This is a genomic window from Pseudomonas sp. NMI542_15, assembly GCF_021283425.1.
Classification (GTDB): Bacteria; Pseudomonadota; Gammaproteobacteria; order Pseudomonadales; family Pseudomonadaceae; genus Aquipseudomonas; species Aquipseudomonas fortuita.
Genome location: NZ_JAJSRO010000003.1, coordinates 55138 through 68218 on the forward strand (window position 1 = coordinate 55138; position 13081 = coordinate 68218).

The following is a 13081-nucleotide window of genomic DNA, read 5'->3' on the forward strand; positions in this document are numbered from 1 at the left end:
GTAACGGAGGTGGCAGGCTTGTTCACGTTCGCAGGTCCTATAACGCCACATCGAGAAAGCCCGGCGCCTGGGCCAGGGCGAAGGGGCTGAAGATCGCCCAATTGCGTTCACGCGGGAAATGCCCCTGCACAAAACGAGCAGCGGCGCGCAGCAGTGGCTGCGGCGGCGACAGCTGCAGGCTGTCCAGGTCAAAGTGCTGCAAGCCCAGTACCTCGTCCACCAGCAGGCCGACGAACAGGGCCTCGTGGTCCAGCACCAGTACCCGCCGTTGCTTGCCCGGGGCGGCGTGGCCCAGGCCGAAGAAGCTGCTCAGGTCCATCACCGGCAACAACCGGCCGCGCAGGTTGGCTACCCCGCACACCCATGGCTGCACACCGGGGACGCGGCTGCTGCGCGGTTCACGCAGCACCTCGGCCACCTCACCCATGGGCGCGACAAACCACTGCCCGGCAATGCGAAAACCGATACCGCTCCACTGTTGCAGGCGGTTGTCTTGCGGCGGTTGGTCGGCAACCAGCAGGCGGCAGCGCCGGTCAATGTCCAGCAACAGCTCGAAGGCGGTCAGCGACGCGCCTTGCGGGCGGGTGGTCAAGCGCCCAGCACTTCTTTGAGCTTGGCGATCAGGTCGTCTTCTTCCACGGGCTTGGTCACGAAACCCCTCGCACCCTGGCGTTTTGCCCAGATGCGATCGGTTTCCTGGTCTTTGGTGGTAACGACCAATACTGGAATGGCGCTGGTCTCGGGGTCCTTGCTCAATTGCCGGGTGGCCTGAAAGCCGTTGAGAACAGGCATGACGATATCCATCAACACTGCATCGGGCTTTGCCTGACGCGCCAGCGCCACGCCATCGGCACCGTTGCTGGCTTTGAGCACCTCATGACCGTGCTTTTCAAGCCATCCGGCCAATTTGTACATCTCTGTCGGCGAGTCGTCGACAATCAGAACTCGGGCCATGCTGTTTCCCCATCAGGAAAGTAAGGCCGTGCCATGGCGGGGCGCGGTCAGGGTGCGTGTTGTGGAGGCGCGGTAAACCCGGGCACGTGGGCGCGGATCGCGTCGAGCAGCTCTTCCTTGCTGAACGGTTTGGTCAGGAACTGATCAGAGCCGACCACCCGGCCGCGGGCCTTGTCGAACAGGCCATCGCGCGACGACAGCAGGATCACCGGGGTGTCCTTGAAAGCACTGTTGTGCTTGATCACGGCGCAGGTCTGGTAGCCGTCCAGGCGCGGCATCAGCACATCAACGAAGATGATGCTGGGCTGGTGGTCGACGATCTTGGCCAGGGCATCGAAGCCATCGCTGGCGGTGATCACCTCGCAGCCCGCTTCACCGAGCAACATCTGGGCGGTGCGGCGGATCGTGCGCGAATCGTCGATCACCATCACCTTCAGGGGTTGTTCCATAGACGCCTACCAATGGAAATTAGCTGCACTTTTAGCATACTCCGGGTGGCCATTCCATCTGCGCCGCCCCTTGACCGGCGGCGTTCGCGGCGCCACCCTGAGCCACTTTTCTTTCGCCATCGCGGCCACCTGCCGCCAAGAGGAACCACCCCATGAGCGTTCGCCTCGGCATTGTCATGGACCCCATCGCGTCCATCTCCTACAAGAAGGACAGTTCGCTGGCCATGCTGCTGGCCGCCCAGGCACGCGGCTGGAGCCTGTTCTACATGGAACAGCAAGACCTGTACCAGGGCGAAAGCAAGGCCCGCGCCCGCATGCGCCCGCTGAAGGTGTTTGCCGACCCGGCGCACTGGTTCGAGCTGGGCGAGGAGCAGGACAGCCCGCTGGCCGAGCTGGACGTGATCCTGATGCGCAAGGACCCGCCCTTCGACATGGAGTTCGTCTACAGCACCTACCTGCTGGAGCAGGCCGAGAATGAGGGGGTGCTGGTGGTCAACCGCCCGCAGAGCCTGCGCGACTGCAACGAAAAAATGTTCGCCACGCTGTTCCCGCAGTGCACCACCCCAACCCTGGTCAGCCGCCGCCCGGACATCATTCGCGAATTCGCGGCCAAGCATGTTGACGTGATCCTCAAGCCACTGGATGGCATGGGCGGCACGTCGATCTTCCGCCACCGGGCTGGCGACCCCAACCTGTCGGTGATCCTGGAAACCCTGACCGCGCTGGGCACCCAGCAGATCATGGCCCAGGCCTACCTGCCGGCGATCAAGGACGGCGACAAACGCATCCTGATGATTGATGGCGAGCCGGTGGACTATTGCCTGGCGCGTATTCCGGCCAGCGGCGAAACCCGTGGCAACCTGGCCGCTGGCGGGCGTGGCGAAGCGCGCCCGCTGACCGAGCGCGACCGCTGGATTGCCGCCCAGGTCGGCCCGACCCTGCGCGAGAAGGGCCTGTTGTTCGTGGGCCTGGACGTGATCGGCGACTACCTCACCGAAATCAACGTCACCAGCCCCACCTGCATCCGCGAGATCGATGCTGCCTACAACACCGATATCGGTGGCAAATTGATGGATGCCATTGATCGCAAGCTCAAGGCGCGCTGACAGCCAACGCGAAGCTAAACCGCAGAGTGGGGTATGATGCCGGTCCTAATCGACTGAGCTGCTGCCCCGCCCTGCAGTTGCTGGATACCTGATGACGCTGCCCGCTGACATCCCCTCCGACCTGCTGCCGCCCCGTGTTCGCCCGGTGGACCGGCTCGGCTTTACCCTGTTCCTGGCTGCCCTGGTGCACCTGGCGCTGATTCTTGGCGTCGGCTTTACCGTGGTCAAGCCTGCCGAAATCCGCCACACCATGGACATCACCCTGGCCACCTTCAAGAGCGAGAAAGCGCCCGAGAAGGCCGATTTCCAGGCTCAGGAAAACCAGCAGGGCAGCGGCACGCTGGACAAGAAAGCGGTGCCCACCACCACCGAACTGGCGCCGTTCCAGGACAGCAAGATCAACAAGATCACCCCGCCACCCGCCGCCAGGCCCGAGGTGGTACCCCCCCCTACCCCACAAAAGTCGGCGGTAGTAACGACTGCGCCCAAGCCGCAGAAGGTCGAACCCAAGCCCAAGGAAAGCAAGGCACAGCCCAAGCCGGCGGCGCCCGCGCCAGACTTCGACAGCTCCCAGCTGTCCAGCCAGATCGCCAGCCTGGAGGCGGAGCTGTCCAACGAACAGCAGATGTACGCCAAGCGCCCGCGCATCCACCGCCTGAACGCCGCCTCGACCATGCGCGACAAGGGCGCCTGGTACAAGGAAGAGTGGCGCAAGAAGGTCGAACGGGTGGGCAACCTGAACTACCCCGACGAAGCACGTCGGCAACAGATCTACGGCAACTTGCGCATGATGGTGTCGATCAACCGCGATGGATCGCTGTACGAAGTGCTGGTACTGGAATCGTCCGGGCAGCAGGTGCTGGACCAGGCAGCGCAACGCATCGTGCGGCTGGCAGCGCCGTTTGCACCGTTCACCGGGGATTTGGCCGAGTTTGACCGGCTGGAGATCATCCGCACCTGGCGCTTTGCCCGTGGGGACCGTTTGTCCAGCAACTGACTCAGGGCCTCGGTGTAGGGCTTGCTATATGCGGTGGCGCTCGATCTCATAAGCGCCAAAAACCTCAAGACAGCCGCCAACCAAGCGACACAAATCCGCACCTTGTCAGCCTCGCCGCCTGGCGCCACACTATCCCCATGAAAACCCTCGCCCCGAGCTATCTCAAGCACCAGTTCCTGATCGCCATGCCGCACATGGCCGATCCGAACTTCGCCCAGACCCTCACGTACATTGTCGAGCACAATGAACATGGCGCCATGGGCCTGGTGGTCAACCGGCCGCAGGAACTGAGCCTGGCCGACATCCTCGAGCAGCTGCGCCCGGACGAAACGCCGCCGGCCAGCACCCTGCAGGTGCCGATCTACCAGGGCGGCCCGGTGCAGACCGATCGCGGCTTCGTGCTGCACAGCAGCGAATGCAGCTTCCAGGCCACCGTGGCCCTGGAAGGGCTGTCACTGAGCACATCGCAGGATGTGTTGCTTGCGATTGCCGCAGGGGTAGGCCCGAAACAGAGCCTGATCACACTGGGTTATGCCGGCTGGGAGGCGGGCCAGCTGGAAGCGGAACTGGCCGACAACGCCTGGCTCAACTGCCCGTTCGACGCGCAAATCATCTTTGACCGGGCCAGCGACCTGCGCCTTGAAGCAGCGGCCGCCAGCCTGGGGATCAACCTGCACTTGCTGACCAGCCAGGCGGGCCACGCCTGATGGCCGAACTACGCCTCTTGCTGGGTTTCGACTACGGCAGCAAACAGATTGGCGTGGCCGTCGGCCAGGTGATCACCGGGCAGGCACGCGAGCTGTGCACCCTGAAGGCGCAGAACGGCGTGCCGGACTGGGCTCAGGTGGAAAAGCTCATCAATGAGTGGAAACCCGATGCCATTGTCGTCGGCCTGCCGTTGAACATGGACGGCACACCCAGCGAAATGAGCGCCCGCGCCGAGAAGTTCGCCCGCCGCCTTAACGGCCGTTTCAACCTGCCGGTTCATACCCACGACGAACGCCTGACCACCTTCGAAGCCAAAGGCGAACGCATGGCCCGTGGCGGCCAGCGCGGCAGCTACCGCGACAACCCGGTCGATGCCATCGCCGCCGCCCTGTTGCTGCAAGGCTGGCTGGAGGCCAATACCTGATCATCTTTGCCGCCGGGCCCGCCCGGCGCACCCTTCCGAGGAGCCCGCAATGAGCCTACCCAATCCCGCCGACCTGATTCGGCAGATGGCTGTCGACCTTCGTGCCCACCTGGCGCGCCGGGCAATCACCGAGCCCCGTTATATCGGTATCCGCACCGGCGGTGTCTGGGTTGCCCAGGCCCTGCAGGAAGCCATGGGCGACAGCAGCCCCATGGGCACCCTGGACGTCTCGTTCTACCGCGACGACTTCAGCCAGAACGGCCTGCACCCACAAGTGCGCCCGTCCGAGCTGCCGTTCGAGGTCGAGGGCCAGCACCTGGTGCTGGTGGATGATGTACTGATGAGCGGTCGCACCATCCGCGCGGCGCTCAACGAACTGTTCGATTACGGCCGCCCGGCCAGCGTCACCCTGGTCTGCCTGCTGGACCTGGACGCCGGCGAATTGCCGATCCGTCCGAATGTGCTCGGTGCCACCCTGTCGCTGGCCGCCCATGAACGGGTAAAATTGACCGGACCCGCACCGCTCGCCCTCGAGCGCCAGGACCTCGCCTCCGCTTCCGCCCTTTAAGAGTCCCCCGCGATGACGCCAATCGACGCCAAGCGCCCGCTGCAGCTCAATGATCAGGGCCAGCTGCGCCACTTCCTCTCGCTTGACGGTTTGCCCCGCGAACTGCTCACCGAGATCCTCGACACCGCCGACTCCTTCCTGGAAGTCGGTGCCCGGGCCGTGAAGAAAGTCCCGTTGCTGCGCGGCAAGACCGTGTGCAACGTGTTCTTCGAGAACTCGACCCGCACCCGCACCACCTTCGAACTGGCAGCCCAGCGCCTGTCGGCCGACGTGATCAGCCTGAACGTGTCGACCTCCTCGACCAGCAAGGGCGAGACACTGTTCGACACCCTGCGCAATCTCGAGGCCATGGCGGCCGACATGTTCGTGGTGCGCCATTCCGACTCCGGCGCCGCGCACTTCATCGCCGAGCACGTGTGCCCGGATGTCGCCGTGATCAATGGCGGTGATGGCCGCCACGCGCACCCGACCCAAGGCATGCTCGACATGCTGACCATTCGCCGCCACAAAGGCAGCTTCGAAAACCTCTCGGTGGCCATCGTCGGCGACATTCTGCACTCGCGCGTGGCGCGCTCCGACATGCTGGCGCTCAAAGCGCTGGGTTGCCCGGACATCCGCGTGATCGGCCCGAAAACCCTGATCCCGATCGGCATCGAACAGTACGGCGTGAAGGTCTACACCGACCTGGCCGAAGGCCTGAAGGATGTCGACGTGGTGATCATGCTGCGCCTGCAGCGTGAGCGCATGGCCGGCGGCCTGCTGCCCAGCGAAGGCGAGTTCTACCGCCTGTTCGGCCTGACCACCGCGCGCCTGGCCGGGGCCAAGCCTGATGCCATCGTCATGCACCCGGGCCCGATCAACCGGGGCGTGGAAATCGAATCAGCGGTGGCCGACGGCAAACACTCGGTGATCCTCAACCAGGTCACCTACGGCATCGCCGTGCGCATGGCCGTGCTGTCCATGGCCATGAGCGGGCAGAACGCACAACGTCAATTCGACCAGGAGAACGCCCAGTGACCATCAGCATTCTTGGCGCCCGGGTCATCGATCCCACGACCGGCCTGGATCAGGTGACCGACCTGCACCTGGACGGTGGCCGCATTGCCGCCATTGGCGCCGCACCGGCCGGTTTCAACGCCAGCCGTACGATACAGGCCGATGGCCTGGTCGCCGCACCGGGCCTGGTCGACCTTGGCGTGTCCCTGCGTGAGCCGGGTTACAGCCGCAAAGGCAACATCGCCAGCGAAACCCGCGCTGCCGTTGCCGGCGGTGTCACCAGCCTGTGCTGCCCGCCGCAGACCAAGCCGGTGCTGGACACCTCGGCGGTGGCCGAACTGATCCTGGACCGCGCCCGTGAGGCCGCCAACAGCAAGGTGTACCCGATCGGCGCCCTGACCAAAGGCCTTGAAGGCGAGCAACTGGCCGAGCTGGTGGCCCTGCGCGATACCGGTTGCGTGGCCTTCGGCAACGGCCTGAAACAAATCCCCAACAACCGGACCCTGGCCCGCGCCCTGGAGTACGCCGCCACCTTCGACCTGACCGTGGTGTTCCACTCCCAGGACCGTGACCTGGCCCAGGGCGGCCTGGCCCATGAAGGTGCCATGGCCAGTTTCCTCGGCCTGCCGGGCATCCCGGAAACCGCAGAAACCGTGGCCCTGGCGCGCAACCTGCTGCTGGTAGAACAGACCGGTGTGCGTGCGCACTTCAGCCAGATCACCAGCGCCCGTGGTGCACAGCTGATTGCCCAGGCGCAGGAGCTCGGCCTGCCGGTGACCGCCGATGTGGCGCTGTACCAGCTGATACTCACCGATGAGTCGCTGCGCGAGTTTTCCAGCCTGTACCACGTGCAGCCACCGCTGCGCACTGCCAAAGACCGGGATGGCCTGCGCGCCGCCGTCAAATCGGGCGTGATCCAGGCGATTTCCAGCCATCACCAGCCGCACGAGCGCGACGCCAAGCTGGCACCGTTCGGTGCCACCGAGCCGGGTATCAGCAGCGTCGAGCTGTTGCTGCCACTGGCCATGACCCTGGTGCAGGACGGCCTGCTCGACCTGCCAACTTTGCTGGCCCGCCTAAGCAGCGGCCCGGCAGCCGCCCTGCGCCTGCCGGCGGGCGAGCTGAAGGTGGGTGGCGCAGCTGACCTGGTGCTGTTCGACCCACAAGCCTCGACAGTGGCTGGCGAGCAGTGGTTGTCGCGGGGCGAGAACTGCCCGTTCATCGGCCACTGCCTGCCGGGTGCGGTGCGTTATACCTTGGTCGATGGCCACATCTGCCACGAGGCCTGAGTAACCCTCACAGGCCCCATCGCCGGCAAGCCAGCTCCCACAGGCAATCACTGCCCTCAAGCCCTGTGATGATCTGTGGGAGCTGGCTTGCCGGCGATCAGGCCTGTGCTGGAGAGCATTAACCATTCATCCCCCCCGGTTGAAATCTTTCACCCCACCCCCATATGAGTCTGCATCAGGCACTTTCGCCCCGCTGCGTGGAGACTCTCCCCTTGACCACCATCGTTTCTGTCCGCCGTAACGGCAAAGTCGTCATGGGCGGCGACGGCCAGGTTTCCCTCGGCAATACCGTGATGAAAGGCAACGCCAAGAAAGTGCGCCGCCTGTACCACGGCCAGGTCATCGCCGGCTTCGCCGGTGCCACAGCCGATGCGTTCACCCTGTTCGAGCGCTTCGAAGGCCAGTTGGAGAAACACCAGGGCCACCTGGTCCGCGCTGCCGTCGAACTGGCCAAGGAATGGCGTACCGACCGCTCCCTGAGCCGCCTGGAAGCCATGCTGGCCGTGGCCAACAAGGATGCCTCCCTGATCATCACCGGTAACGGTGACGTGGTCGAACCCGAAGATGGCCTGATCGCCATGGGTTCCGGCGGCGCCTATGCCCAGGCCGCAGCCCGCGCCCTGCTGAACAAGACCGACCTCTCGGCCCGTGAAATCGCTGAAACCGCCCTGAACATCGCCGGCGACATCTGCGTGTTCACCAACCACAACCTGACCATCGAGGAGCAGGACCTGGCCGACTGATTCAGCTGCTCTGGCGCCTCTTCCCGGTGAAGGGGCTTTTCCACGCTGACTCATCTGCCCAAGGACCCTATTGATCATGTCCATGACCCCCCGCGAGATCGTCCACGAACTCAACCGCCACATCATCGGCCAGGACGACGCCAAGCGCGCCGTGGCCATTGCCCTGCGCAACCGCTGGCGCCGGATGCAGCTGCCTGTCGAGCTGCGTGCCGAGGTGACCCCCAAGAACATCCTGATGATCGGCCCTACCGGTGTCGGCAAGACCGAAATCGCCCGTCGTCTGGCCAAGCTGGCCAACGCACCGTTCCTCAAGGTCGAAGCCACCAAGTTCACTGAAGTGGGCTACGTGGGCCGCGACGTCGAGTCGATCATCCGTGACTTGGCCGACGCCGCGCTGAAGATGCTGCGCGAGCAGGAAATCATCCGCGTGCGCCACCGCGCCGAAGACGCCGCCGAAGACCGTATCCTCGATGCCCTGCTGCCGCAGGCGCGGGTGACCAGCTTCAGCGAGGAAGCCGCGCAGACCAGCAGCGATTCCAACACCCGCCAGCTGTTCCGCAAACGCCTGCGTGAAGGCCAGCTGGACGACAAGGAAATCGAAATCGAAGTGGCCGATGCCGTGGGCGTCGAAATTGCCGCGCCGCCCGGCATGGAAGAAATGACCAATCAGCTGCAGAGCCTGTTTGCCAACATGGGCAAAGGCAAGCGCAAGGCGCGCAAGCTGAAGGTGAAAGAGGCGCTGAAGATGGTTCGCGATGAAGAAGCGAGCCGCCTGGTCAATGAGGAAGAGCTCAAGGCCAAGGCCCTGGAAGCAGTCGAGCAGCACGGTATCGTGTTCATCGACGAAATCGACAAGGTTGCCAAACGCGGCAATGTTGGCGGCGCCGATGTGTCCCGTGAAGGCGTACAGCGCGACCTGCTGCCGCTGATCGAAGGCTGCACCGTCAACACCAAGCTGGGCATGGTCAAGACCGACCATATCCTGTTCATTGCCTCGGGTGCGTTCCACCTGAGCAAGCCGAGCGACCTGGTGCCCGAGCTGCAAGGCCGCCTGCCGATCCGTGTCGAACTCAAGGCACTGACCCCGGAAGACTTCGAGCGCATCCTGCAAGAGCCGCACGCTTCGCTGACCGAGCAGTACCAGGCCCTGTTGAAAACCGAAGGCCTGAACATCGAGTTCATCGCCGACGGCATCAAGCGCCTGGCCGAGATTGCCTACCAGGTCAACGAAAAGACCGAAAACATCGGTGCCCGTCGCCTGCACACACTGCTTGAGCGTTTGCTCGAAGAAGTGTCGTTCAGCGCCGGCGACCTGGCCAGCGCACATGACGAAACGCCGATCCAGATCGACGCTGCGTATGTGAACAGCCACCTGGGTGAACTGGCGCAGAACGAAGACCTGTCGCGTTACATTCTGTAAGACCGCAGGGGGCCGCTGTGCGGCCCAATCGCCGGCAAGCCAGCTCCCACAGGATTATCACAACTCTGATGCTGTGAAGTACCCGTGGCCGCTGGCTTGCCGGCGACTGGGCTGCAAAGCAGCCCCCTTGCACAATCCCCAGAATGTCCCGAAGCTGTGCATCATCAGCTCCCGAGAGATTCTGCCCATGGCCCGCCTGCCCACTGCCATCAACCTGCACAAAGCCTCGAAAACCCTCACCCTCACCTACGCCCCCGGCGAGGTCTACCACCTGCCCGCCGAACTCCTGCGCGTGCACTCCCCCTCCGCCGAGGTCCAGGGCCACGGCAACCCCATTCTGCAGTTCGGCAAGATCAACGTCGGCTTGGTCGGCCTGGAGCCTGCCGGCCAATATGCACTGAAACTGACCTTCGACGACGGCCATGACAGCGGCCTGTTCACCTGGGAATACCTGGAACAGCTGTGTCTGCGCCAGGAACAGCTGTGGGCCGAATACCTCGACGAGCTGCACAAGGCCGGAAAATCCCGCGACCCGGCCGAATCGGTGGTCAAACTCATGCTCTAGCGCAAGGTCTTCAGGGTTTAGAGCGCATTTTCTAAATTCATCTGTTTGAATGACTTACAGACAGCCCAGTGAAGGGCTGTCTTGCGCATTACATGAAAGTCGGGTAACCAATGGGTGTGGCAAGTTCCCTGCATCACTTTGCAGGCAGTCAGAACCCCCGCAGCACCGCTGTTCCTTATCACTGGTCACCCGAGTAGCAGTACCGGGCTCAGGGCTGTGCCCCCGCCACAGCAACCGGTACTCGTCTCAGGACAACGGAGCGTCGTAGATGAGTAACAAGAACAACGATGAGCTGCAGCGGCAGGCCTCGGAAAACACCTTGGGGCTGAACCCGGTCATCGGCATTCGCCGCAAGGACCTGTTGAGCTCGGCACGCACCGTGCTGCGCCAGGCCGTGCGCCAACCGCTGCACAGCGCCAAGCATGTGGCCCACTTTGGCCTGGAACTGAAAAACGTGCTGCTGGGCAAGTCCAGCCTGGCCCCGGAAAGCGACGACCGCCGTTTCAACGACCCGGCCTGGAGCAACAACCCGCTGTACCGCCGCTACCTGCAAACCTATCTGGCCTGGCGCAACGAGTTGCAGGACTGGATCGGCAACAGCGACCTGCCACCCCAGGACATCAGCCGCGGCCAGTTCGTCATCAACCTGATGACCGAAGCCATGGCGCCGACCAATACCTTGTCCAACCCGGCAGCGGTCAAGCGCTTCTTCGAAACCGGCGGCAAGAGCCTGCTCGATGGCCTGTCCAACCTGGCCAAGGACATGGTCAACAATGGCGGCATGCCCAGCCAGGTGAACATGGACGCCTTTGAAGTGGGCAAGAACCTGGGCACCAGTGAAGGCGCAGTGGTGTACCGCAACGATGTGCTGGAGCTGATCCAGTACAGCCCCATCACCGAACAGGTGCATGCTCGCCCGCTGCTGGTGGTGCCACCGCAGATCAACAAGTTCTACGTGTTCGACCTGAGCCCGGAAAAGAGCCTGGCGCGCTACTGCCTGCGCTCGCAGCAGCAAACCTTCATCATCAGCTGGCGCAACCCGACCAAGGCCCAGCGGGAATGGGGCCTGTCCACCTACATCGATGCACTCAAGGAAGCCGTCGACGCCGTACTGGCGATTACCGGCAGCAAAGACTTGAACATGCTCGGCGCCTGCTCTGGCGGCATCACCTGTACTGCGCTGGTGGGCCACTACGCCGCCATTGGCGAAAACAAGGTCAATGCCCTGACCCTGCTGGTCAGCGTGCTGGACACCACCATGGACAACCAGGTCGCATTGTTCGTCGACGAACAGACCCTGGAAGCCGCCAAGCGCCACTCGTACCAGGCTGGCGTGCTGGAAGGCAGCGAAATGGCCAAGGTGTTCGCCTGGATGCGCCCCAACGACCTGATCTGGAACTACTGGGTCAACAACTACCTGCTCGGCAACGAGCCGCCGGTGTTCGACATCCTGTTCTGGAACAACGACACCACGCGTCTGCCGGCCGCCTTCCACGGCGATTTGATCGAGATGTTCAAAAGCAACCCTTTGATCCGCCCGAACGCACTGGAAGTGTGCGGCACCCCGATCGACCTGAAGAATGTGCACTGCGACATCTTCAGCGTTGCCGGCACCGCCGACCACATCACCCCGTGGCAATCGTGCTACCGCTCGGCGCACTTGTTCGGCGGCAAGATCGAGTTCGTGCTGTCCAACAGCGGCCACATACAGAGCATCCTCAACCCGCCGGGCAACCCCAAGGCACGCTTCATGACCGGGGCTGATCGCCCGGGTGACCCGGTGGCCTGGCAAGAAAACGCCACCAAGCACGCCGACTCCTGGTGGCTGCACTGGCAAAGCTGGCTGAGCGAGCGGGCCGGGGAGCTGAAAAAAGCGCCAACCCGCCTGGGCAACCGTGCCTATGCAGCTGGCGAAGCCGCCCCAGGCACCTACGTTCACGAGCGTTGAGTTGCATTGCCGTGGCAGCCATGAGCGCGCCACGGCACTTTTTTCACGAAAGAGTCGAACGCATGCCGGAACCCTATATCTTCAGGACCGTCGAGCTGGACGACCAGTCCATTCGCACCGCCGTCCGCCCAGGCAAGCCGCACCTGACCCCGTTGCTGATCTTCAACGGCATCGGCGCCAACCTGGAGCTGGTGTTCCCCTTCATCGAGGCGCTGGACCCGGACCTGGAGGTCATTGCCTTCGATGTACCCGGCGTGGGTGGATCATCCACACCGCGCCACCCTTATCGTTTTCCTGGCCTGGCCAAGCTCACAGCGCGCATGCTCGATTACCTGGACTACGGCCAAGTCAACGCCATCGGTGTGTCCTGGGGCGGCGCCCTGGCCCAGCAGTTCGCCCACGACTATCCGGAACGCTGCAAAAAACTGGTGCTGGCCGCCACTGCCGCCGGCGCGGTAATGGTGCCGGGCAAACCCAAGGTGTTGTGGATGATGGCCAGTCCACGGCGCTACGTGCAGCCCTCCCATGTGATCCGTATTGCACCGCTGATCTACGGCGGTGCCTTCCGCCGCGACCCGGACCTGGCCATGCATCATGCATCCAAGGTGCGCTCGGGCGGCAAGCTGGGCTACTACTGGCAATTATTCGCCGGCCTGGGCTGGACCAGCATCCACTGGCTGCACAAGATCCATCAGCCGACGCTGGTACTGGCCGGTGACGACGACCCGCTGATCCCGCTGGTCAACATGCGCCTGCTGGCCTGGCGGATTCCCAATGCCCAGCTACACATAATCGACGATGGCCACCTGTTCCTGATTACCCGGGCCGAGGCCGTCGCACCGATCATCATGAAGTTTCTCCAGGAAGAACGTCAGCGCGCGGTCATGCACCCGCGCCCCGCCTCTGGCGGTTGA

At 63.7% G+C, this 13081-nt stretch carries 15 protein-coding genes; 12 read left to right on the forward strand and 3 right to left on the reverse strand.

What is annotated here, in order from left to right; genetic code table 11:
- Positions 1-37 precede the first annotated feature (37 nt).
- Genes LU684_RS06280 through LU684_RS06290 form a run of 3 tightly spaced genes read right to left on the reverse strand, consistent with a single transcriptional unit; the run spans position 38 to position 1403 of the window.
- Complete coding sequence (locus tag LU684_RS06280) at positions 38-592, reverse strand: chemotaxis protein CheW (protein ID WP_016489540.1); 555 nt, start codon at positions 590-592, stop codon at positions 38-40.
- The gene (gene pilH / locus LU684_RS06285) at positions 589-954 is read right to left on the reverse strand and encodes a twitching motility response regulator PilH (protein ID WP_016489541.1); all 366 of its coding nucleotides are present in this window, start codon (positions 952-954) and stop codon (positions 589-591) included. Before pilH ends, LU684_RS06280 begins: the two co-directional genes overlap by 4 nt.
- Positions 955-1001: 47 nt before the next feature.
- Positions 1002-1403, reverse strand: coding sequence for a response regulator (locus tag LU684_RS06290; RefSeq protein ID WP_016501972.1), 402 nt, complete (start codon positions 1401-1403; stop codon positions 1002-1004).
- A gap of 152 nt (positions 1404-1555) precedes the next feature.
- Here LU684_RS06290 and gshB point away from each other — a divergent pair, with 152 nt between their 5' ends.
- The 12 genes from gshB to phaZ all read left to right on the forward strand — a co-directional run bounded on the left by gshB (position 1556) and on the right by phaZ (position 13081).
- Positions 1556-2509 carry a glutathione synthase gene (gshB, locus tag LU684_RS06295; protein ID WP_060516883.1) on the forward strand — a complete coding sequence of 318 codons (954 nt, stop codon included), beginning with the start codon at positions 1556-1558 and terminating at the stop codon, positions 2507-2509.
- Between the two features lie 91 nt (positions 2510-2600).
- The gene (locus tag LU684_RS06300) at positions 2601-3506 is read left to right on the forward strand and encodes an energy transducer TonB (RefSeq protein WP_016489544.1); all 906 of its coding nucleotides are present in this window, start codon (positions 2601-2603) and stop codon (positions 3504-3506) included.
- Between the two features lie 137 nt (positions 3507-3643).
- The gene (locus LU684_RS06305; RefSeq protein ID WP_016489545.1) at positions 3644-4213 is read left to right on the forward strand and encodes a YqgE/AlgH family protein; all 570 of its coding nucleotides are present in this window, start codon (positions 3644-3646) and stop codon (positions 4211-4213) included.
- Positions 4213-4638 carry a Holliday junction resolvase RuvX gene (gene ruvX, locus LU684_RS06310; RefSeq protein WP_016489546.1) on the forward strand — a complete coding sequence of 142 codons (426 nt, stop codon included), beginning with the start codon at positions 4213-4215 and terminating at the stop codon, positions 4636-4638. The genes LU684_RS06305 and ruvX overlap by 1 nt, the downstream gene beginning before the upstream one ends.
- Before the next feature lie 49 nt (positions 4639-4687).
- Positions 4688-5206, forward strand: a complete 519-nt coding sequence (gene pyrR, locus LU684_RS06315; protein WP_016489547.1) for a bifunctional pyr operon transcriptional regulator/uracil phosphoribosyltransferase PyrR — start codon at positions 4688-4690, stop codon at positions 5204-5206.
- Positions 5207-5218: 12 nt separating this feature from the next.
- Positions 5219-6223 carry an aspartate carbamoyltransferase catalytic subunit gene (locus tag LU684_RS06320; RefSeq protein ID WP_008099987.1) on the forward strand — a complete coding sequence of 335 codons (1005 nt, stop codon included), beginning with the start codon at positions 5219-5221 and terminating at the stop codon, positions 6221-6223.
- Complete coding sequence (locus LU684_RS06325) at positions 6220-7491, forward strand: dihydroorotase (RefSeq protein ID WP_145913597.1); 1272 nt, start codon at positions 6220-6222, stop codon at positions 7489-7491. Before LU684_RS06320 ends, LU684_RS06325 begins: the two co-directional genes overlap by 4 nt.
- 212 nt (positions 7492-7703) lie before the next feature.
- Positions 7704-8234, forward strand: a complete 531-nt coding sequence (hslV, locus tag LU684_RS06330) for an ATP-dependent protease subunit HslV (protein WP_003249309.1) — start codon at positions 7704-7706, stop codon at positions 8232-8234.
- A gap of 76 nt (positions 8235-8310) precedes the next feature.
- A complete protein-coding gene (gene hslU / locus LU684_RS06335; protein ID WP_016489549.1) occupies positions 8311-9654 on the forward strand; it encodes an ATP-dependent protease ATPase subunit HslU in 1344 nt (447 codons plus the stop codon).
- 187 nt (positions 9655-9841) lie between these two features.
- A complete protein-coding gene (locus tag LU684_RS06340) occupies positions 9842-10219 on the forward strand; it encodes a gamma-butyrobetaine hydroxylase-like domain-containing protein (protein ID WP_016489550.1) in 378 nt (125 codons plus the stop codon).
- 268 nt (positions 10220-10487) lie between these two features.
- Positions 10488-12167 carry a class II poly(R)-hydroxyalkanoic acid synthase gene (phaC, locus tag LU684_RS06345; protein WP_016489551.1) on the forward strand — a complete coding sequence of 560 codons (1680 nt, stop codon included), beginning with the start codon at positions 10488-10490 and terminating at the stop codon, positions 12165-12167.
- 62 nt (positions 12168-12229) lie between these two features.
- Positions 12230-13081, forward strand: coding sequence for a poly(3-hydroxyalkanoate) depolymerase (gene phaZ / locus LU684_RS06350; RefSeq protein WP_016489552.1), 852 nt, complete (start codon positions 12230-12232; stop codon positions 13079-13081).

Bases quoted from the DNA above. Each gene is read 5' to 3' on its own strand.
- gshB (WP_060516883.1), top strand. From the start codon at position 1,556: ATGAGCGTTCGCCTCGGCATTGTCATGGACCCCATCGCGTCCATCTCC.
- LU684_RS06305 (WP_016489545.1), top strand. From the start codon at position 3,644: ATGAAAACCCTCGCCCCGAGCTATCTCAAGCACCAGTTCCTGATCGCC.
- ruvX (WP_016489546.1), top strand. From the start codon at position 4,213: ATGGCCGAACTACGCCTCTTGCTGGGTTTCGACTACGGCAGCAAACAG.
- pyrR (WP_016489547.1), top strand. From the start codon at position 4,688: ATGAGCCTACCCAATCCCGCCGACCTGATTCGGCAGATGGCTGTCGAC.
- LU684_RS06300 (WP_016489544.1), top strand. From the start codon at position 2,601: ATGACGCTGCCCGCTGACATCCCCTCCGACCTGCTGCCGCCCCGTGTT.
- phaZ (WP_016489552.1), top strand. From the start codon at position 12,230: ATGCCGGAACCCTATATCTTCAGGACCGTCGAGCTGGACGACCAGTCC.
- phaC (WP_016489551.1), top strand. From the start codon at position 10,488: ATGAGTAACAAGAACAACGATGAGCTGCAGCGGCAGGCCTCGGAAAAC.
- LU684_RS06290 (WP_016501972.1), bottom strand. From the start codon at position 1,403: ATGGAACAACCCCTGAAGGTGATGGTGATCGACGATTCGCGCACGATC.
- LU684_RS06320 (WP_008099987.1), top strand. From the start codon at position 5,219: ATGACGCCAATCGACGCCAAGCGCCCGCTGCAGCTCAATGATCAGGGC.
- pilH (WP_016489541.1), bottom strand. From the start codon at position 954: ATGGCCCGAGTTCTGATTGTCGACGACTCGCCGACAGAGATGTACAAA.
- LU684_RS06340 (WP_016489550.1), top strand. From the start codon at position 9,842: ATGGCCCGCCTGCCCACTGCCATCAACCTGCACAAAGCCTCGAAAACC.
- hslU (WP_016489549.1), top strand. From the start codon at position 8,311: ATGTCCATGACCCCCCGCGAGATCGTCCACGAACTCAACCGCCACATC.